16 protein-coding genes, 1 other RNA gene and 1 pseudogene are annotated in these 19,485 nt (G+C 72.9%); 4 read left to right on the top strand and 14 right to left on the bottom strand.

What is annotated here, in order from left to right; genetic code table 11:
- Nucleotides 1–22 precede the first annotated feature (22 nt).
- Together KBB57_RS01385 and KBB57_RS01380 are read left to right on the top strand one after the other, a co-directional pair.
- Nucleotides 23–1,861 (top strand): ATP-binding protein, encoded by a 1,839-nt coding sequence (locus KBB57_RS01385; protein WP_290745631.1) that lies wholly within the window; start codon nucleotides 23–25, stop codon nucleotides 1,859–1,861.
- Nucleotides 1,858–3,213 (top strand): sigma-54 dependent transcriptional regulator, encoded by a 1,356-nt coding sequence (locus KBB57_RS01380; protein ID WP_290745628.1) that lies wholly within the window; start codon nucleotides 1,858–1,860, stop codon nucleotides 3,211–3,213. The genes KBB57_RS01385 and KBB57_RS01380 overlap by 4 nt, the downstream gene beginning before the upstream one ends.
- Nucleotides 3,214–3,406: 193 nt before the next feature.
- On the opposite strand, the gene KBB57_RS01375 is transcribed toward KBB57_RS01380, so the two are convergent.
- Entirely contained in the window at nucleotides 3,407–3,871 is a 465-nt protein-coding gene (locus tag KBB57_RS01375; RefSeq protein WP_290745626.1) for an SspB family protein, read from the bottom strand.
- Nucleotides 3,872–4,011: 140 nt separating this feature from the next.
- Nucleotides 4,012–4,364, bottom strand: a transfer-messenger RNA (tmRNA) gene (ssrA, locus tag KBB57_RS01370).
- 71 nt (nucleotides 4,365–4,435) lie between these two features.
- On the opposite strand from ssrA, the gene KBB57_RS01365 reads away from it, so the two are divergent.
- On the top strand, nucleotides 4,436–4,789 hold the full coding sequence (locus tag KBB57_RS01365) for a cupin domain-containing protein (RefSeq protein ID WP_290745623.1): 354 nt from the start codon (nucleotides 4,436–4,438) through the stop codon (nucleotides 4,787–4,789).
- On the opposite strand, the gene KBB57_RS01360 is transcribed toward KBB57_RS01365, so the two are convergent.
- From KBB57_RS01360 to KBB57_RS01350, 3 genes are all read right to left on the bottom strand, one after another.
- Nucleotides 4,768–5,742 carry an SGNH/GDSL hydrolase family protein gene (locus KBB57_RS01360; protein WP_290745620.1) on the bottom strand — a complete coding sequence of 325 codons (975 nt, stop codon included), beginning with the start codon at nucleotides 5,740–5,742 and terminating at the stop codon, nucleotides 4,768–4,770. The two genes, KBB57_RS01365 and KBB57_RS01360, sit on opposite strands and share 22 nt — an antisense overlap.
- A gap of 165 nt (nucleotides 5,743–5,907) precedes the next feature.
- Nucleotides 5,908–6,636 carry a DUF1194 domain-containing protein gene (locus tag KBB57_RS01355; protein WP_290745617.1) on the bottom strand — a complete coding sequence of 243 codons (729 nt, stop codon included), beginning with the start codon at nucleotides 6,634–6,636 and terminating at the stop codon, nucleotides 5,908–5,910.
- Nucleotides 6,603–7,031 carry a VOC family protein gene (locus tag KBB57_RS01350; protein ID WP_290745615.1) on the bottom strand — a complete coding sequence of 143 codons (429 nt, stop codon included), beginning with the start codon at nucleotides 7,029–7,031 and terminating at the stop codon, nucleotides 6,603–6,605. The genes KBB57_RS01355 and KBB57_RS01350 overlap by 34 nt, the downstream gene beginning before the upstream one ends.
- A 75-nt stretch (nucleotides 7,032–7,106) precedes the next feature.
- Between KBB57_RS01350 and thyX the strand changes: the two genes are divergently transcribed.
- Nucleotides 7,107–8,030 carry an FAD-dependent thymidylate synthase gene (gene thyX, locus KBB57_RS01345; protein WP_290745612.1) on the top strand — a complete coding sequence of 308 codons (924 nt, stop codon included), beginning with the start codon at nucleotides 7,107–7,109 and terminating at the stop codon, nucleotides 8,028–8,030.
- 169 nt (nucleotides 8,031–8,199) lie between these two features.
- Here the strand turns inward: thyX and KBB57_RS01340 are convergent, their stop codons facing one another.
- From KBB57_RS01340 to KBB57_RS01300, 9 genes and pseudogenes are all read right to left on the bottom strand, one after another.
- Nucleotides 8,200–8,865, bottom strand: coding sequence for an RluA family pseudouridine synthase (locus tag KBB57_RS01340; RefSeq protein ID WP_290745928.1), 666 nt, complete (start codon nucleotides 8,863–8,865; stop codon nucleotides 8,200–8,202).
- A gap of 64 nt (nucleotides 8,866–8,929) precedes the next feature.
- Nucleotides 8,930–10,534: a glucose-6-phosphate isomerase gene (gene pgi, locus KBB57_RS01335; RefSeq protein WP_290745609.1), complete on the bottom strand. Its 1,605-nt coding sequence runs from the start codon at nucleotides 10,532–10,534 to the stop codon at nucleotides 8,930–8,932.
- Nucleotides 10,534–11,187 carry a bifunctional 4-hydroxy-2-oxoglutarate aldolase/2-dehydro-3-deoxy-phosphogluconate aldolase gene (locus tag KBB57_RS01330; RefSeq protein WP_290745606.1) on the bottom strand — a complete coding sequence of 218 codons (654 nt, stop codon included), beginning with the start codon at nucleotides 11,185–11,187 and terminating at the stop codon, nucleotides 10,534–10,536. Before KBB57_RS01330 ends, pgi begins: the two co-directional genes overlap by 1 nt.
- A 29-nt stretch (nucleotides 11,188–11,216) precedes the next feature.
- Nucleotides 11,217–11,777: pseudogene (locus tag KBB57_RS01325) on the bottom strand (dienelactone hydrolase family protein); the annotation flags it as partial.
- A gap of 841 nt (nucleotides 11,778–12,618) precedes the next feature.
- The gene (gene edd / locus KBB57_RS01320; RefSeq protein ID WP_290745603.1) at nucleotides 12,619–14,427 is read right to left on the bottom strand and encodes a phosphogluconate dehydratase; all 1,809 of its coding nucleotides are present in this window, start codon (nucleotides 14,425–14,427) and stop codon (nucleotides 12,619–12,621) included.
- Between the two features lie 28 nt (nucleotides 14,428–14,455).
- Nucleotides 14,456–15,172, bottom strand: a complete 717-nt coding sequence (pgl, locus tag KBB57_RS01315) for a 6-phosphogluconolactonase (RefSeq protein ID WP_290745600.1) — start codon at nucleotides 15,170–15,172, stop codon at nucleotides 14,456–14,458.
- On the bottom strand, nucleotides 15,169–16,626 hold the full coding sequence (gene zwf, locus KBB57_RS01310) for a glucose-6-phosphate dehydrogenase (RefSeq protein WP_290745597.1): 1,458 nt from the start codon (nucleotides 16,624–16,626) through the stop codon (nucleotides 15,169–15,171). The genes pgl and zwf overlap by 4 nt, the downstream gene beginning before the upstream one ends.
- A 9-nt stretch (nucleotides 16,627–16,635) precedes the next feature.
- Complete coding sequence (locus tag KBB57_RS01305; protein ID WP_290745595.1) at nucleotides 16,636–17,568, bottom strand: carbohydrate kinase; 933 nt, start codon at nucleotides 17,566–17,568, stop codon at nucleotides 16,636–16,638.
- 85 nt (nucleotides 17,569–17,653) lie between these two features.
- Nucleotides 17,654–19,297: an alpha-amylase family glycosyl hydrolase gene (locus tag KBB57_RS01300; RefSeq protein ID WP_290745593.1), complete on the bottom strand. Its 1,644-nt coding sequence runs from the start codon at nucleotides 19,295–19,297 to the stop codon at nucleotides 17,654–17,656.
- Nucleotides 19,298–19,485 lie beyond the last annotated feature (188 nt).

The raw sequence follows: 19,485 nt of genomic DNA, 5'->3' as shown, positions 1-19,485 counted from the left end.
TGCCCCCGGGAGGGTCGCTTGCATGGCCACGCTGAGCGACAGGCGCGAGGAGACGCGGGGACGGCGCCCGCGCGCGCTCCGGGCGATGGCCGTGCTCCTCCTCACCCTCGCGCTCGCCCTCGCCGTCGCCGGGGCGGGCCGGCTCGCCCGCCAGCGCGCCGCCGCCGATCTCGCCGACCGCGCCGGCGGCGCCCTCCCTCTCGCCGCGGCGGCGCTGACCGGCGTCATCGACACCCAGCGCCTCATCCCGGTGATCCTCGCCCGCGACCCCGAGGTGATCGCCCTCCTCGCCGCCCCCGACGCCGCCGCCGAGGCCCGCCTCGACGCCAAGCTCGCCGACATCGCCGCCGAGGCCGGCTCCTCGGTCATCTACCTCGTCGACGCCGACGGCCTCGCCATCGCCGCCAGCAACGCCGGCCTCCCCGACAGCTTCGTCGGCAGCGACTACGCCTTCCGCAGCTACTTCCGCGACGCGATGGCGGCCGGCACGGCCCAGCAATACGCCCTCGGCTCGGTCAGCCGCCGCCCCGGCCTCTACCTGTCGCGCCGCGTCGACGCCGCCCGTGGCCCGCTCGGCGTCATCGTCGTCAAGGTCGAGCTCGACACGCTCGAGGCGCGCTGGCGCGACAGCGGCTACGTCGTCTTCGTCACCGACCCCGCCGGCGTCGTCCTCGCCACCTCCGAGCCGGGCTGGCGCTTCGGCGCGCTCGCGCCCCTCGCCGACCCTGCCGCCGCCCGCGCGGCCCTGCAGCTCGACCCCGCGACGCCGTTCCCGCCCGTCCCCGTCGCGCCCGCCGGCGCCGGCCTCGCCCGCATCGAGCGCGGCGGCCTCCCCGGCCTTTACGCCGGCGCCGCCGCCCCCCTCGGCGCCGCCGCCCCGGGCTGGACGATCTCGCTCTACGCTCCGGCCGGCGCCACGCTCGCCGCCGCGGCGCGCGCCGCCCACGTCACCGTGCTCCTCGCCGGGCTCCTCCTCGCCGCCGCCGGCTACTGGCTCGCCCGCCGCCGCCGCTGGGCCGCCGCCCGCCAGGCCGCGCTCCGCGCCATGAACGCCGAGCTCGAGCGCCGCGTCGCCGAGCGCACCGAGGCGCTCGGCCTCTCCAACGCCGCCCTCGCCGCCGAGATGGCCGAGCGCGAGGCGGCCGAGACCCGCGCCCGCCGCCTCCGCGACGAGCTCGCCCAGGCCAACCGCCTGTCGATCCTCGGCCAGGTCGCCGCCGGCGTCGCCCACGAGATCAACCAGCCGGTCGCCGCGATCCGCGCCTACGCCGAGACCGGCGCCCAGCTCCTCGACGCCGGCGACGCCGCGGAGGCCCGCGAGAACCTCGGCGCCATCGCCCGCGTCACCGACCGCATCGGCGCCATCACCTCGACGCTCCGCGGCTTCTCCCGCCGCGCCGTCGGCGAGATCGGCCCGGTCCCCGCCGAGGCGGCGATCGACGGCGCTCTCGCCCTCCTCGCCGGCCGCATCCGCGACGCGGGCGCGGCGATCGACCGCGGCCCCCGCGCCGACGGCGTCGAGGTCGTCGCCGGCCGCATCCGCCTCGAGCAGATCCTCGTCAACCTCCTGCAGAACGCCCTCGACGCCGTCCGCGGCCAGCCGGATCCGGCGATCCGCATCCGCCTCGCCCCCGGCCCGGAGCGCGTGACCATCACCGTCGAGGACAGCGGCCCCGGCGTGCCGGAGGACGTCCGCGCCCAGCTCTTCCTGCCGTTCACCACCACCAAGGAGACCGGCCTCGGCCTCGGCCTCGTCATCTCCGCCGACCTCGCCCGCGAGTTCGGCGGCGAGCTGCGACTCGAGCCTGCCGCCCCGGGCCGCGGCGCGGCCTTCACCCTGGAGCTGCCGAGGGCGCCATGACCGCCGACCCGCCGCCCACGCCGTCCCCGGTGATCCTCGTCGAGGACGACGACGACCTCCGCCGCGCCACCGCGCAGATGCTGAAGCTCGCGGGCTTCGCGGTGACGAGCTTCGCCGCCGCCGAGGCGGCGCTGCCGGCCATCGACCCCGACCTCGCCGGCCCGGTGGTCAGCGACATCCGGATGCCCCGGATGAGCGGCCTCCAGCTCTTCGACCGGGTGCGGGCGATCGACCCCGACCTGCCGGTGATCCTCGTCACCGGCCACGCCGACGTCGACCTCGCCGTCGCCGCCGTCAAGGACGGGGTCTACGACTTCATCCCCAAGCCCTTCGACGCCGAGCGCCTCAAGGGCGCCGTCGCCCACGCCGCCGAGAAGCGCCGGCTGGTGCTGGAGAACCGCCGCCTGCGCGAGGCCGCCGCCGCCTCGCCCGACGACCTGCCGCTCCTCGGCGACACGCAAGCCATCCGCCGCCTGCGCGAGGCGATCCGCCAGGTCGCCGACGCCGACGTCGACGTGCTGATCCTCGGCGAGACCGGCTCGGGCAAGGAGGTGGTCGCCTCGCTCCTCCACCACTGGAGCCGCCGCCGCGCCCGGAACTTCGTCGCGCTGAACTGCGGCGCCCTCCCCGAGACCCTGCTCGAATCCGAGCTCTTCGGCCACGAGCCCGGCGCCTTCACCGGCGCGGCGAAGAAGCGCGTCGGCCGCATCGAGCACGCCAGCGGCGGCACGCTCTTCCTCGACGAGATCGAGGCGGCGCCGCAGGCGATCCAGCTCCGGCTGCTGCGGGTGCTGGAGACCCGCGAGGTCGAGCCGCTCGGCTCCAACGAGCGCCGCAAGCTTGACCTGCGGGTGGTCGCCGCCACCAAGGTCGACCTCGGCGACCCGGCCGCGCGCCGCGGCTTCCGCGAGGACCTCTACTGGCGGCTGAACGTCGTCACCCTGCGCATCCCACCCTTGCGCGAGCGCCGCGAGGACGTGCCGCTCCTCTTCGCGCATTTCGCCCGCCGCGCCGCCGACCGCCTCGGCCGCCCGGCGCCCGAGATCACGCCGGCCATCCGCGACCGGCTGGAGCGCCATTCCTGGCCCGGCAACGTCCGCGAGCTCGTCCACTACGCCGAGCGCGCCGTCCTCGGCCTCGCCGAGATCGCCAGCGCCGCGCCGCCCGGGCCGGACGAGACCGGCACGCTCGCCGAGCGCGTCGACCGCTTCGAGGCCGCCCAGATCCGCGCCGCCCTGAAGCGCCACGGCGGCGACGTCGCCGCCACCGTCGAGGCCCTCGGCCTGCCGCGCAAGACCTTCTACGACAAGCTGAAACGCCACGGCATCGTGCGGTCCGAGTTCGAGGCCTGACCCGGCCCCCCGGCCGGAGGTTGTGCGCGCCGGGCGCCCAATCCCTGCCGATGCGCCAGCAACGGCCGCGCCTGCCCTGCCCCGGCAGGCGCTTCGCGCCCGCCCTGGGCCGGCGCGCCGATGACCTCTGGAGACGTCGCTTTGCCCAGCGGCGCCCGGCCGAGACAGTAGGCCGGGCGCGGCGCCCGGCCGCTCAGCTCTTGCGGAACTTGTCCAGGCTCACCACCGCGCCCTCGGGCTGCGGCTTCAGCGGCGTCGGCGGCTCCGGGGCGCGCTGCTGCTCCTCCTCGGCCGCCGCCGCCTCCTCGTGGGCGTCGAAGCGCAGGCCGAACTCCACCGAGGGATCGACGAAGGTCTTGATCGCCTCGAACGGAATGACGATCGGCTCCGGCACGTTGCCGAAGTTGAGCGTGACCGTGAAGCGGTCCTTCATCACCGCGAGGTTCTCGAACCACCCCTGCATGACGATCATCATCTGCCCCGGGTACCGCTCGCGCAGCGACGGCGACATGTCGACGCCGGGATGCGTCGTGTCGAAGGTGATGAAGAAATGATGGGCGCCCGGCAGCCCGTCCCGGGCGACCTGGGTCAGCACGTCTGCGATCAGCTCCCGCAACGCCTTGTGCATCAGCTGGCCGTAATTGATCCCCTTCGCCATGCCCCCGGCTCCTGATCCTCGGGGCCGGACCTTACCCGATTCTTTCCGACAGGGAAGGGGCGGCGCGCGCCGGGCCGCCCCGGCGCCCACAGGTCGGGCGACAGGCGGGCAGCGATGAGCAGCAAAGCATCAGGGGATTGGGTGCAGGCTTCTGTTGCCAGGCGCCTGCGAGCCCCGCCAGAACCGGCTAAGGCCCTGGACTTCAGATTTCGGCTAACCGAACCGCATTACGCGGCGAGGCGAACCGGAGCATAGTTGTCGTTGGCAACTATTTGCTTTGAGCCGGTAACGGTGGCGTCCTGCCGGGTGAAAGCTATCGCCTTTACACGTCCGTCGATCCTGTTTCGGCCCCATTCGCCCCCAACGAGGGATTTGGTGGAGCCGCCGGGTACCGCCCCCGGGTCCGATCCGCTTATTACGCGCGCGTTTATCACCATAGTCCGGTCGCCCGGACGCCCCAGATATAGGCCATCCGACCCCACCTGAAAAGCCCCTCCCGCCGCACTTGACGCAGGCGCCGCGGCCGGGCTCCCCTCTCCCGAGCCCGGCCGGAGGAGAACGCCGATGCCCCTGCCCTCCCACGTCGTCCGCGTCACCCGAGAGGGCCCCGGCGAGTCCGCCGACGCCGCGCCCGGCCGCCTCGTCGCCGGCTCCGGCGCCTCCACCGTCTGGAACGCCTTCTCCGACGCCGCCGGCCGCCTCCACGTCGGCCACTGGAGCTCCGAGCCGGGCGTCCGCCGCGTCGCCTATGCCGAGACCGAGCTCTGCGTCCTCCTCGAAGGCCGCGTCCGCCTCGCCGACCCCGACGGCGAGGTCGAGTTCGGCCCCGGCGAGGCCTTCGTCATCGCCGCCGGCTTCGAGGGAACCTGGGAATCCCTCGGCCGCGTGACGAAGATCTACGCCGTCCTCGAGCCCTGACGCCGCCCCGCGAAGCCGAGCGCCGCGATCCCCGCCAACATCAGCCCCGCCGCCGCCGGCAGCGGCACCGGCTGCACCCGCGCCAGCGCCTCCCGGGCGAGCGCGGCATGGATCGTCGAGCTCGGATGCACCGGATCGAAGAACGCGAGCAACGGCGCGTTGTCCGCCCCGCAATAGATCGCCGTCCCCGGCACGTAGCAGGGCGTCGTCGCGTCGATCACGCCGAACGCCGCCGGATCGTCGAGCAGCGCCACGAAGAGCGCATGGGCGTCGATCTTCGTCACCCGCACGCCTTCGTCGCGCAAGCCCGCGATCCGCGCGTCCAGCCGCGCGTTGAACGCGTCCGTCCCCTCCTTCGCCTGCTGCGCGCCGTCGGGATTGATGATGCGGAAGGCCGGGGTCTGGTCGATCGCCGGCAGGTTCCAGATCATCACGTCGCGCACGCCGCGATCCTTCAGCGCCAGCGCCCCGTCCGCGACATGATCCGCCGCCGCCGCGCCCACGGCCGCCGCGGTCCCGGTCGGGATGCCGCCGAAGAAGAGATCGTTCGCCCCGAACCACAGGCTCGCCACCGGCCGCTTGCCGAGCCGCCCCGAAGCCACCGCGTCGAACCGCGCAAGCTGGTCGGAAAGGTTCTGCACCGGCGGCGTCCCCACCGGGCTGAACGGCGGCGGATCGCCCGCGGCCGCATAGGCGAAGGCGAAGTTCTCCGTCGCGAGCCCGTTGCGCTCGAAGCGCCGCGCCACGTGCTCCGCCCAGACCTCGCCGTTCGACACCCGCCCCTCCCAGTAGGGCGGCGCCGGAACCGCCCCGCCGGTCGCGGCGAGGAGGTTGCCGTCGTCCGTCAGGCTGTCGCCGAACGCCCAGAAACTCGTGAAACTCGCCGCCGCCGCCGGCCCCGGGCCGGTGACGAGGCAGGCGGCGAGGCCGCAGGCAAGAAGCGCAATCCGCATGACGACGTCCCCCGGGCCGCCCGGTCCCGCACCGCGTCCGGCCTGCCGCCAGCGTAGCGCAAGGGGTCGGACGGACCTAGCCTCCCGCACGGGTCGCAGCGCAATTTCGGAGCTCTTTCGGGTCTTTCGGCGCCCCGCGGCGGTCCCACGCGGGCCGGAGGCCGTCTACTCCGCCATGCTCACCGCCCGCGGCTGGAGCTCGCGGATCAGCTTCCGCCGCATCGCCCGCGAGAAGTCGCCATGGTCGTCCGCCATCTCCACGAACGCCCCCGGCCCGTGGATGACGAAGGCCTCGTAGTGCCGCAGCAGGATCCGCCGCGTCACCCCGATCACCAGCCCGTTGACCGTCACCCCCTCGAGGAGCGGGCTCTGCCGCGCGACCAGCGGCGAGATCCCGTCGTTGGTCTCGCCGTCGCCCGACACGTCGATGATCCGCTCCGGGCATTCCGGCCGCCCCGCCAGCGCCTCCGCCCCGTAAAGCATCGCCTCCCCGATCGCGGTGGCATGCTGCGCGAACGCCCGCGGCCAGGCCTCCAGCCGCGCGGCCACGTCGAAGAGGTCGTCCTCGCTCGCGACCTCCGTCCAGTCGAGCGCCGTCGCTTGCTGCCGCCGGCCGCTCCACTCGAAGACCGTCAGCTCCACGACCTCGCCCGGCACCGCGAGGAACGCCGCCGCCACCTCCGGGTCGCGCAGCGCCGCGGCGAGCCCGTCCGCCTGCAGCCGATACTCGCCCGCGTCGACCGAGGACGACACGTCGAGCGCCAGCGCCAGCGCGATCCGGCAGTCCTGCGCGGCCGCCGGCACGGCGGCGACCAACCACGCCGCCGGCGCGGCCGCGAGCCCCAGCGCGAGCGCCGCGGCTACCAGCGCCCGACGTTCGCCCGGCTCGCCCACGGCTCCGCCGGCTCGAGCGCCGGCCCCATCTGCAGAAGCTCGATCGAGACGTTGTCCGGGCTCCGCACGAACGCCATCCGCCCGTCCCGCGGCGGCCGGTTGATCGTCACCCCCGCCGCCTCCAGCTCGGCGCACTTGTCGTAGATGTTCTCCACCCCGTAGGCGAGATGCCCGAAATGCCGGCTGTCCGACGGCAACCCCTCGTCGCCGTCCCAGTTATGCGTCAGCTCCACCGGGCAATCCTCGTCCCCCGGGGCCGCCATGAACACCAGCGTGAACCGCCCCTGCTCGCTCTCCGTCCGCCGCGTCTCCCGGAGCCCGAGCAGCTCGTAGAACCGCATCGAGGCCTCCAGGTCCTTCACCCGCACCATCGTATGGAGATATTTTGTCTTCATATAGCGCCTCCCTTGCGCTCTAATGCCATATCTGGTGGGCGCGACTCGCACCGCGCCGCCCTTGGGGACGAAGATATGCCGCTGACGCCGGAACAACAGGCCGAAATCGCCGCCGCCCGCGCCGACACGCAGGTCACCGCGCGCGCCGTCGCCCCGGGGATGGAGGCTTGGCTGCACCGGGCGATCCCGGTGCTCGACCACGGGCTGATCCGCGTCGTCGACTACATGGGCGACGACGCCGCCATCGTGCAGGCCGCCCGCGTCTCCTACGGCGCCGGCACGAAAACGGCGCGCGACGATTCCGGCCTCATCCGCTACCTGATGCGGCACTGGCACTCGACCCCCTTCGAGATGTGCGAGATCAAGCTCCATGTGAAGCTCCCCGTCTTCGTCGCCCGCCAGTGGATCCGCCACCGCACCGCCAACGTGAACGAGTATTCCGCCCGCTACTCGATCCTCGACCGCGAGTTCTACATCCCCGCCCCCGAGCACCTCGCCGCCCAGTCCCGCCTCAACAACCAGGGCCGCGGCGAGTTGCTGGAAGGCGACGAGGCCGCCCGCGTCCTCGCCATCCTGCGCGAGGATTCCGGCCGCGCCTACGACCACTACGAGGCGATGCTCTCCACGGAGGGCCAGTCCGGCCTCGCCCGCGAGCTCGCCCGCATGAACCTGCCGATGAACGTCTACACCCAGTGGTACTGGAAGACCGACCTCCACAATCTCTTCCATTTCCTGCGCCTGCGCGCCGACGCTCACGCCCAGTACGAGATCCGCGCCTACGCCGAGGCCCTCTGCGAGGTGGTGAAGGACTGGGTCCCCGCCGCCTGGTCCGCCTTCGAGGACTACCGCCTCAACGCCGTGCAGCTCTCCGGCAAGGGGATGGCCTGCCTCCGCCGCATGCTCGCCGGCGAGACGGTGACGCAGGAGACCAGCGGCATGAGCAAGGGGGAGTGGCGGGAGTTCGAGGCCGCCCTCCACCCCGCCGACGCCCCGGCCTGACCCCCGCGTGCCGGTCCGCCTCCACCCCCACGCGCGCCCCGCCTCGCCGAGCGAGGCGCCCCAAGATCCTGTTAACGAATACGATAAATCAATAGCTTAGCGAATATTCACGCGTGAACACCCCGTCGCTCCCGCGCGAACCGCGGGCGCTCCACGGGCTCCGGCCGCCTCAGAACGGAACCGCGGCGGAGAACGCGATCCAGGCGCCGCCGTCGGGGTGGCGCAGGCGGAGGCAGGCGGCGTGGAGCTGGAGGCGGTCGGCGGAGGCCGGATCGCCGTAGAGCGGGTCGCCGAGGATCGGGCGCCCGATGGCCAGCAGGTGGACCCGGAGCTGGTGGCTGCGGCCGGTGAGCGGCCGCAGCTCCAGCCGCGTCGCCCCCGCCTCCCGCGCCAGCCGCCGCCACTCGGTGACGGCCGGCTTGCCGCGGAGGTGGCACACCATCTGCCGCGGCCGGTTCGGCCAGTCGGCGATCAGCGGCAGCTCGATCCGGCCCGCCTCCGCCGCGACCTCGCCGGCCACCCGCGCGACGTAGGTCTTCTCCAGCTGCCGCCGCTCGAACTGCCAGCCGAGATGCCGCTGCGCGAGCGCCGTCCGGGCCATCACCACGATCCCGGAGGTGTCGCGGTCGAGCCGGTGGACGAGCCGCGCCCCCGGAAACGCCGCCTTCGCCCGCGCCTCGAGGCAGTCCTGCGTCCCCGGCGGCTTCGCCGGGACGGTATGCAGCCCGGAGGGCTTGTCGAGCACGAGGAGCGCGTCGTCGACATGGACGACGACGAGCCCCCCGCCCGTCTCCGGCCCGCCTGTCTCAGGCCCGCCCGTCTCCGGTCCGACCAGCTCCCGCACGCACGCCTCCGACCGGCCCCGCTCCGGCCCGCTCAGCGCAGGGTCGCCCGGCCGGTCATCCCGCCCGGAGCGCGCTGATCTCGGCGAGGAGACCGGCCGTCGAGCCGTCCTTGGCCTCGAAGCCCTTGCCGGCCTGCACGAGGGGCAGGAGCGCGGTGGCGAGCTCCTTGCCGAGCTCGACGCCCCACTGGTCGAAGCTGTTGATCCCCCAGATCGCCCCCTCGACGAAGACCCGGTGCTCGTAGAGCGCGATGATCCGGCCGAGCGTCGCCGGGTCGAGCCGCGGATAGACCAGCGTCGTCGAGGGCCGGTCGCCCTGGAACACCTTGTGCGGCGCCAGCGCCGGGTCCTTGACCGTCCGCTCCGCCGCGGCGAGGTCGCGGCCGAGCATCAGCGCCTCGGACTGGGCGAGGCAGTTGGCGAGCAGGAGCTCGTGGTGATGCCCCAGCTCCGGCTCGTGGCCGTTGGCGGCGACGAGGAACTCGCACGGGACGACGTCGGTCCCCTGGTGGATGAGCTGGTAGAAGGCGTGCTGGCCGTTGGTGCCCGGCTCGCCCCAGACCACCGGGCCGGAGGCGCGGGCGACGGGCGCGCCGTCGAGCGTCACGCCCTTGCCGTTCGATTCCATGTCGAGCTGCTGGAGATAGGCGGGCAGCCGCCCCAGCCGCTGGTCGTAGGGCAGGATGGCGCGGCTTGGATAGCCCATCACGTTGCGGTGCCAGACCCCGACGAGGCCGAGGAGCACCGGCATGTTCCGCGCCAGCGGCGCCTCGGCGAAGTGCCGGTCCATCGCATGGGCGCCGCCGAGGAAGTCGGCGAAGCGCTCGGGGCCGATCGCGAGCATCAGCGGCAGGCCGACCGCGGACCAGACCGAGTAGCGCCCGCCGACCCAGTCCCAGAAGCCGAACACCCGCTCCGGATCGACGCCGAAGGCCGCCGTCTTGTCGAGCGCCGTCGAGACGGCGGCGAAATGCGCGTCCGCCCCCTGCCCCAGCGCGGCGCGCAGCCAGTGCTGCGCGGTGCGGGCGTTGGTCATCGTCTCGATGGTGGTGAAGGTCTTCGAGGCGACGATGACCAGCGTCGTCCGCGGATCGAGCCGGGCCAGCGTGTCGTGGACATGCGCGCCGTCGACGTTGGAGACGTAGTGCAGCCGCGGCCCGTCGGCGTAGGGCGCGAGCGCCTGCGTCGCCATGGCCGGCCCGAGGTCGGAGCCGCCGATGCCGATGTTGACCACGTCGGTGAAGCGCCCGCCCGCCCCGGCGATCGAGCCGTCGCGCACGCCGGCGGCGAAGGACGCCATGCGGGCGAGGACGGCGTTGACCTCGGGCATCACGTCGGCGCCGTCGACGAGAACCGGCGTGTTCGCCCGGTTGCGCAGCGCCGTGTGCAGGACCGCCCGGCCCTCGGTGGCGTTGATCGCCGCGCCCGCGAGCATCGCGTCGCGCTTGCCCGCCACGTCCGTCGCCTCGGCGAGGCGGACCAGCAGCGCCAGCGCCTCGGCGTCGATCGAGGTCTTGGAGAAGTCGTAGAGCATGTCGACGGCGCGGAGCGAGAACCGGGCGAAGCGGTCCGGGTCGGCCTCGAAGAGCGAGATGATGCGGCGGCCCCTGGCCGCCGCGCCGGCCTCGGCCAGCGCATTCCAGATCGTGTCGGCGCCCATCACTTCCCCCGCTTCAGCTGGCTCGCCTCGCGGGCAAGCCTCTCGATCTCGTCCCAGCGACCCTCGCGCATCATCGCCGGGCTCGCCACCCAGGATCCGCCGACGCAGAGCACGTTGGGCAGCTTCAGGTAGTCCGGCGCGTTCTGCGGCGTGACGCCCCCCGTCGGGCAGAAGGCGACCTGCGGCAACGGCCCGGCGAAGGATTTCAGCGCCGCCGCGCCGCCATTCGCCTCGGCCGGGAAGAACTTCGCCACGTCGTAGCCGCGGGCGAGCATCCGCATCGCCTCGGTCACGGTGGCCACCCCGCCGAGGAGGGGCAGCTCCTCGGCCTCGCAGGCGTCGAGGAGCTCGTCGGTCACCCCGGGCGAGACGCCGAAGAGCGCGCCGGCCTCCTTGGCGGCGCGCACGTCCTCGGGCCGGAGCAGCGTGCCGGCACCGACGACGCCGCCCGGCACGTCGGCCATGGCGCGGATCGCGTCGAGCGCCGCCGGGGTGCGCAGCGTCACCTCCAGCACCGGCAGGCCGCCGGCGACCAGCGCCTCGGCGAGCGGCCGGGCATGGGCGGCGTCCTCGACCACGATCACCGGGATGACCGGGGCGAGGCCGCAGATCTCGCGGCCGTTGGCGGAGGCGTCGCGCGGGGTGATGGGCATGGATCTGTCCCTTCTCGTTGGCCGCGGTCTCAGAGCGCGGCGAGGAAGTCGGTCGCCCGCCGCCACAGCGCCGCCGCAGCAGTGGCGTCGTGGTCGGGCAGGCTCGGGTCGGTGAAGAGGTGGCCCGCGCCCGGATAGCGGAAGGCGTCGAGGGCGACGCCGGCGGCGCGGACGTCGTCCTGCCAGGCGGCGAGGAAGTCCTCGTCGTCGAACGGGTCCGGCTCGGCCATGTGCCATTGCGCCGGCAGGCCGGGCCGCACCCCCGCCGGGATCGGCCCCGGCCCGTGCAGCAGCACGAGCCCGGCCGCGGCGGGGCGGTCGGCGAGGAGGCCGCAGGCGACGAAGGCCCCGGATAACCCCGCCAGAACGGCGTCGCCGGGCAGCGTCGCGGCGGCGGCCGCGGCGGCGACGCGCTCAGGGCCCAGCGCCTCGGCGATCGCCATCCCCGCCTCGGCGGTGTCGGCGGTGCGGCCGTCGAAGAGGTCCGGGGTCGCCACGACGTGGCCCTCGGCGCGCAGCCGCCCGGCGGCGTCGCGCTCCAGGTCGCGCAGGCCGCGGACCGAGTGGATCAGCAGGATGTCGGCCATCCGACCCCCTGCGGGCGCGTTCCCCCGAAACGGGACGACCGCGAACCGAGGCGCAAGCTACGGGCTAACACGCGTGATAGCGTGGTCATGTATCTGATAATATTCATCATTCCCGGATCATCAATCTGCTGGCCACACTGCACGACAGTGGAGAGGAAGCCCGGCCCGAGGCTGGCCGCGACGCCGACGCCAGACGGATTTGACCCGTGGCAAATCCGTCCGCGATCGCCCCTGCGGGGGGCGAGCGCGATTCCGCGCTCGCCGGGGCGCTCACGGACGGATGGCGCGCGACGGGGAAATCTTCACCCCTCACGGCTTCCGCGCGCAACCGCGCTCCAGCCGTCGGCGCGGCGAAAGCAGTGCTTTCGCCTGTCGCGCCGTGGCCTCGCGGGCAAGCCCGCTTCGGTCGGTCGGTCGGTCGGCGCGCGCCCCGTGGATCCAGCAGGGCAGACAGGTGTCGTGCAGTGTGCCTGCTGGCCACACTACACGACAGTGGAGAGAAATATCGGTCGGGAGGGTGCGGGACGGTGACGCCAGACGGATTTGACCCGTGGCGAATCCGTCCGCGATCGCCCCTGCGGTGGGCGAGCGCGTCGCCGCGCTCGCCGGGGCAATCACGGACGGATTGCGCGCGACGGGGAAATCTGGACCCCCGCCGGCCTCCGCGCCAATGCGCTCCGGCCGTCGGCGCGGCGAAAGCCGTGCTTTCGCTTGTCGCGCCGCAGCCTCGCGGGCAGAGCCCGCTTCGGTCGGGGCGAGCGCCGCAGCCTCGGGCGGCGACCGGCTCCTGTCGTGTAGTGTGCCTGCTGGCGACATCTGGCCGCGGGGGAATCATCGCCGGCGCTCAGACCAGCGCGCTCGCGCCCGCCTCGGCCGCGCCCACGGCGCGGCGGAAGTTGGCGAAGATCTCGCGCCCCGTGCCGAACTCGTTGGCGGAGAGGTCGGGCTGCGCCAGCGGCCGGTTGAGCGCGCCGGGGGTCAGCACGTCGAGCGTCCCCGCCACCGCGTCGACCCGCACCACATCGCCGTCGGCGATGCGGGCGAGCGGGCCGCCGTCGAGCGCCTCGGGCGAGACGTGGATCGCCGAGGGCACCTTGCCGGAGGCGCCCGACATGCGCCCGTCGGTGACCAGCGCCACCTTCAGCCCCTTGTCCTGCATCACCGCGAGGATGGGCGTGAGCGAGTGCAACTCCGGCATCCCGTTGGCCTTCGGCCCCTGGAAGCGCACCACGACCACCGTGTCGCCGGTCAGCTCGCCGGCGCGGAAGGCGCGCTTGACCTCCTCCTGGTCGTGGAAGACGCGCGCCGGCGCCTCGATCACGTGGCGCTCCGGCGCGACGGCGGAGACCTTCATCACCCCGGCCCCGAGGTTGCCCTTGAGCCGCCGCACCCCGCCCGTCGGCTGGAACGGATCGCCCGCGGGCCGGACGATCTTGTCGTTGAGGCTCTCCGCCGCGCCGTCCTGCCAGACCAGCGCCCCGTCGATCAGCTTCGGCTCCTGCACGTAGCGGCCGAGCCCGTCGCCCGCCACGGTGCGGGTGTCGTCGTGGAGGAGCCCGGCGTCGAGCAGTTCGCCGATCAGGAACTGCAAGCCCCCCGCGGCGTGGAAATGGTTCACGTCCGCAAGCCCGTTCGGATAGACCCGCGCCATCAGCGGCGTGACGTCGGAGAGCTCGGCGAAGTCCTCCCAGTCGAGCACCACGCCGGCGGCGCGGGCCATGGCGATCAGGTGGATGAGCAGGTTGGTCGAGCCGCCCGTCGCGTTCAGCCCGACGATGCCGTTGACGAAGGCCCGCTCGTCGAGCACGTCGCAGGCCGGCGTATACTGGTTGCCGAGCGCCGAGATGGCCAGCGCCCGCTTCGCGCCCTCGACCGTAAGAGCGTCGCGCAAGGGCGTGTTCGGATTGACGAAGCTCGATCCGGGAAGGTGCAGCCCCATGAACTCCATCAGCATCTGGTTGGTGTTCGCCGTGCCGTAGAAGGTGCAGGTGCCCGGCCCGTGATACGAGGCCATCTCGGCCTCCATCAGCTTGTCCCGGCCCACCTCGCCGGCGGCGAAGAGCTGGCGGACCTTCGCCTTCTGGTCGTTGGGGATCCCGGAGGTCATCGGCCCCGCCGGCAGGAACACCGCCGGCAGGTGGCCGAAGGTCGCTGCGGCGATGACGAGGCCGGGGACGATCTTGTCGCAGACCCCGAGATAGACCGTCGTGTCGAAGGTGTTGTGGCTGAGCGCCACGCCGGCGGCGAGCGCGATCACGTCGCGAGAGAACAGCGACAGCTCCATCCCCGCCTGCCCCTGCGTCACGCCGTCGCACATCGCCGGCACCCCGCCCGCCACCTGCGCGGTGCCGCCGGCGGCGCGGGCGGCGGCGCGGATCAGCTCGGGATAGCGCTCGTAGGGCTGATGCGCCGAGAGCATGTCGTTGTAGGCGGTGATGATGCCGATGTTGCCGGCGGCGCCGACGGCGAGCGCCGACTTGTCGTCCTCGGGCATCGCCGCGTAGGCGTGGGCCTGGTTGCCGCAGGCGAGGTGCGCGCGGCGCGGCCCCTCCTCGCGGGCGCGCGCCATGCGGTCGAGATAGGCGCCGCGGACCGGCTTCGAACGCTCGACGATGCGCTCCGTGACCCGGGCGACGGTGACGTTGAGGCTCATTCGTGGCTCCCCCTTGCGGGCTGGCGGCTCAGGCGGCGTAGTGGACGGTCACCGGGCAGGGCGCGGTCAGCGCGACGCGGATCGGCGCCTCGGCGACGGGCCCGTCGGCGAGCGCCGTGGCGAGCGCGGCGAGCTTGTCCTCGCCGGTGATCAGGATGTGGATGACCTCGGCGCCGCGCAGCGCCGGCGCCGAGAGCGTCAGCCGGGCCTCCGGCTGCGCCGCCGGCTCCACCCGGACGAGCGTCGGCGCGTCGTCGGCCAGCGCCTCGGCGAGCCCGGGCGCGCCGGGGAAGAGCGAGGCGGTGTGCATGTCGGCGCCCATGCCGAGCACCGCGACGTCGATCGGCAGCCGCTCCGCCACCCGCTCGCGGATGGTGTCGAGCACCGGCTCGAGGAAGGTCCCCGCGGCGTGGTAGTGGACGAAATGCGCGTCGATCGCGGCGTTGCGCAGCAGCCGCTCGCGGATCAGCTTCGAGTTCGCCCGGTCGCTGTATTCCGGGACCATGCGCTCGTCGGTGGCGATGACGTCGACGTCCTCCCAGGCGAGCTCGAAGTTCGAGAGCGCGTCGAGGAACGGCCCCGGCGTCGTGCCGCCGGGCACGGCCAGCGTCACCCGCCGCCGGCCCGCATGCTCCGGCCGGTGCTTCGTCGCATGGGCCGCGCGCAGCTGGTCGGCGACGAGCTCGGCGAGGTTGCGCATCAGCGTGTCGCGGTCGGGATAGTCCTGGCGGGCGACCTCGATCACGTCGCGATCTCCCGCCACAGGTGGCCGTCGGAGCTGGTCAGCTTGTAGGCGTCGATCGGGCCGGCGCTGCCCGGGTCGTATTGCTGCGGCTTCGAGCCGGCGTCGGTCCAGGCGTCGATGATCGGGTCGACCCAGGACCAGGCCGCCTCGACCTCGTCGCCGCGCATGAAGAGGGTCTGGTCGCCGCGGATCACGTCCATGATCAGCCGCTCGTAGGCCTCCGGCATCTCCGCCTCGCCGCCGAGCGCCTTGGCGAAGGTCATGTCGAGCGGCACCTCGGTCAGCCGCATCCCGCCCGGGCCGGGGTCCTTGATCGTCACCCGCATGGTGATGCCCTCGTTGGGCTGGAGCCGGATGATCAGCGCGTTGCCGCGCAGGTCGTCGACCTTGGGGAAGATCGAGTGCGGCGGGTCGCGGAAGACGACGCAGATCTCGGAGAGCCGCGCCGAGAGCTTCTTGCCGGTGCGCAGGTAGAACGGCGTCCCGGCCCAGCGCCAGTTCTGGATATGGGCGCGGATGGCGATGAAGCTCTCGGTCCGGCTCTGCGGGTTCTTGACGTCGTCGAGGTAGCTCGAGCCCGACCCGTTGGCGCGGTACTGGCCACGGACGATGTCGGAGAGCTTCAGCGGCTCGAGGCTGCGGATCACCTTCAGCTTCTCGTCGCGCACCATGTTGGGCTCGAAATGCGCCGGCGGCTCCATCGCGGTCAGGCACAGGAGCTGCATCAGGTGGTTCTGCACCATGTCGCGCATGGCGCCCGACTTGTCGTAGTACTCGCCGCGCCCGGCGACGCCGAGATTCTCCGCCACGGTGATCTGCACGTGGTCGACGTAGCGGGCGTTCCACAAGGGCTCGAAGAGGGCGTTGGCGAAGCGGATCGCCATCAGGTTCTGGACCGTCTCCTTCCCGAGGTAATGGTCGATCCGGTAGATCTGCGCCTCGGTGAAGTGCTTGGAGAGCTGCGCGTTCAGCGCCCGCGCCGAGGCGAGGTCCTTGCCGAGCGGCTTCTCGACCACGATCCGGCTCGACGGGGTCGCCACCCCGGCCGCGGCGAGCTTGTCGGCGATGACGGCGAAGAGCGCGGGCGCGACCGAGAGGTAGAAGGCGCGGATATGGTCGGGCTTCTCGCCGAGCTTCTTCGCCAGCTGCGCCCAGCCGTCCTCGCCGCCGGCGTCGACCGGCACGTAGTCGACGGAGGCGATGAACTGCTCGACGAGGTCGGGCTTCAGCAGGTCGGGCGCGACGAACTCCTGCAACGCCGCCAGCGTCTGCTTGCGGAACTCGGCCCGGGTCATCTTCGAGCGCGCCGCCCCGATCACCCGCGCCCCCTCCGGCATCTGGTGGACGGCGAGCCGGCGATAGAGCGAGGGCAGGATCTTGCGCTTCGCGAGGTCGCCGGTCGCGCCGAAGATGACGAGATCGAACGGCTGGACCGGGATGACGGTGGAAACCATGGGCGCCCCTTACGCTGCCAGCTCCGCGGCGCGCGGCAGGTCGGCGCCCCGCCGCGAGCAGGTGATCGCCGCGGCCCGCGCGGCGTAGTCGAGAGTGCGCGCCAGCGCCGCGCGGTCAAGGGCCGCAAGCCCGGCGAGCGGCCCTTCCGGGTGCGCCGACAGCTGCGCGATCAGCGCTGCCTGAAAAGTGTCCCCCGCGCCGACGGTGTCGACGACCTTGACCTTCGGCGGCCGCGCCTCGGCGCTGTCGCCCCGCGCGGTGAAGCCCTGCGCCGTCTCGCCGCCATCGGTGACGACCACGAGCTTGACCCCCCGCCCGATCAGCTCGGCCGCGAAGTCCTCGGCCGAGCGGCCGGGATGCAGCATCTCCAGATCCTCCGCCGAGGTCTTGAGCATGTCCACCGCCGGCAGCAGCACGTCGATGCGGGCGCGCCAGACCGCCATGTCCGGCTCGATCGTCGGCCGCACGTTCGGGTCGAGCGAGATGAACCGCCCCGCCTCCGCCGCCGCCAGCGCCGCCGTGGCGTCGCCGACCGGCGACACCGCGATCGAGTAGGAGCCGAAATGCAGGCCCGTCACCTCCGGCCCGAGCTTCGGCAGGTCGGCCGGCGCGAGCCCGGTGTCGGCCGCGCCGTTGCCGTAGAACTGGTATTCCGGCACCCCCGCCTCGTCGAGGCCGACGAGGCTGATCGTGGTCGGCCGGTCGGTCGGCACCGCATAGCGCGTCGACACCCCCTCGGCCGCCAGCACCTGCGACAGCCGCCGCCCGAGGAAGTCGCTGGAGAGCCCGCTCAGAAACCCCGCCGCGCAGCCGAGCCGCGACAGCCCCACCGCGACGTTGAGCGGCGAGCCCCCGGCGCGCGCCGCGAATCCGGCCGCAGCCGGACCATCCTCGCTCTCGAGGAAGAAGTCGAACAGCGAGTCGCCGCAGACCAGAAACATGGGCGCATCCCCCCGGCTGGCGCCAATTCTTCACGGCGCCTGATTTATCCGATCCCCCGCCGGCGCGCAAGCGCGGCGAGGCCGCTCAGGCCGGCTCGGCGAAAAGCGCCTGGAAGGGGGGCAGCGCCGCCTCGCCGCCCTCGACCCGCCCGGAGAAGCCCGACCCCTCCGCCGCCCGCCAGCCCCCCTCCGGCAACGCGACCCGCGCCGCCTCCGGCCCGAGGTTGAAGAGACACAGGAGCCGCCGCCCGTCCAGATCGCGCTCCAGCGACAGCAGCGTCTCCGTCGCCACCCCGACCCTGAGTCCGCCGCCCCGCAGCTCCGGCCGGGTCTTCCGCCAGGCGATCAGCCGCCGGTAGAAGCTCAACACCGAGTCCGGATCGCCCTCCTGCCCGCTCACCGCGCGCTCCAGATGCTCCGGCGGGATCGGCAGCCACGGCTTCGCCTCGGAGAACCCGCCCCAGCCGTTGTCCCGCGCCCAGGGGATCGGCGTCCGGCACCCGTCGCGGCCCCGGAACTTCGGCCAGAACCGGATGCCGTAGGGGTCCTGCAGCTCCTCGAACGGCACGTAGGCCTCCGGCAGCGCCAGCTCCTCGCCCTGGTAGAGGCAGACCGAGCCCCGGAGCGACAGCAGCACCCCGAGATAGAGCTTCGCCTGCGCGTCGGAGAGCCCCCAGCGGCTCGCGTGCCGCTCGCAGTCGTGGTTCGAGAACGCCCAGCACGCCCAGCCCTCCGGCGCCGCGGCGTAGAACCGCCCCAGCACCTCGGCGATGCGCGTGCCCGTCGGGATGGTCTGCGCGAGGAATTCGAAGGCGTAGCACATGTGCAGCTTGTCGCCGCCCGAGGTGTACTCGCCGACGATCTCCAGCCCCCGCTGCGCGTCGCCCACCTCGCCCACCGAGGTGATGTCGGGAAAATCGTCCATCACCGCGCGGAACCGCCGCAGGAAGCCGACCATCTCCGGCCGGCTCTTGTCGTAGAGATGCTCCTGCCAGTTGTAGGGGTTCACCTCCGGCGCCGTCTCGTAGGTGCGCAGCTCTTTCGGCAGGACAGGATTGCTCCGCAACTCCTTGTCGTGAAAATAGAAGTTGATCGTATCCAGCCGGAACCCGTCGACGCCGCGCTCCAGCCAGAACCGCGCCACAGCGAGCAGCTCGTCCTGCACCTCGGAATTGTGGAAGTTCAGGTCCGGCTGGCTCGCCAGGAAGTTGTGCATGTAGTACTGCTGCCGCTCGGTGTCCCACTCCCAGGCGGGCCCGCCGAAGATCGACAGCCAGTTGGTCGGCGCCGTCCCGTCCGGTTTCGCGTCCGCCCAGACGTACCAGTCCGCCCTGGGGTTGTCGCGGCTCGAGCGGCTCTCCTTGAACCACGGATGCTGGTCCGAGGTGTGGCTCAGCACCAGGTCGATCATCACCCGCAGGCCGAGCGCATGCGCCCGCTCGACCAGCGCCTCGAAATCGCCGAGCGTGCCGAACAGCGGATCGACGTCGCGGTAGTCCGAGACGTCGTAGCCGAAGTCGAGCATCGGCGAGGTGAAGAACGGCGAGATCCAGATCGCGTCCGCGCCGAGCGCCGCCACATGCGGCAGCCGCTCGATGATCCCGGCGAGATCGCCCACCCCGTCGCCGTTCGAGTCCTGAAAGCTCCGCGGATAGATCTGGTAGATCACCGCCCCCCGCCACCAGTCGGGGTCGCGGGCCAGAACGGTCGGGGTCGAGGTCGGCGCCATGCTGCTGCCTCCTGCTATGCGTTGGCCGTCGGGCCGTCCTCGGGAAACGTCGTGTCCGCACGCCCTGCGCGCGAGCGGGGGCCGGCAAACGCGCGCAGGCCCGCCAGCCTTGCGGTCATCGCCATCCCTCCCCGTCGCCGCGTCCGCCGGATCGACCGGCTCAAAGCGCTTTGGACGCCCGCACCCTG

Origin of the sequence: Amaricoccus sp. (assembly GCF_017993425.1) — a bacterium.
GTDB lineage: Bacteria > Pseudomonadota > Alphaproteobacteria > Rhodobacterales > Rhodobacteraceae > Amaricoccus.
Note: the sequence above shows the minus strand (reverse complement) of the source record. Positions and strands in the feature narration are given on the sequence as shown.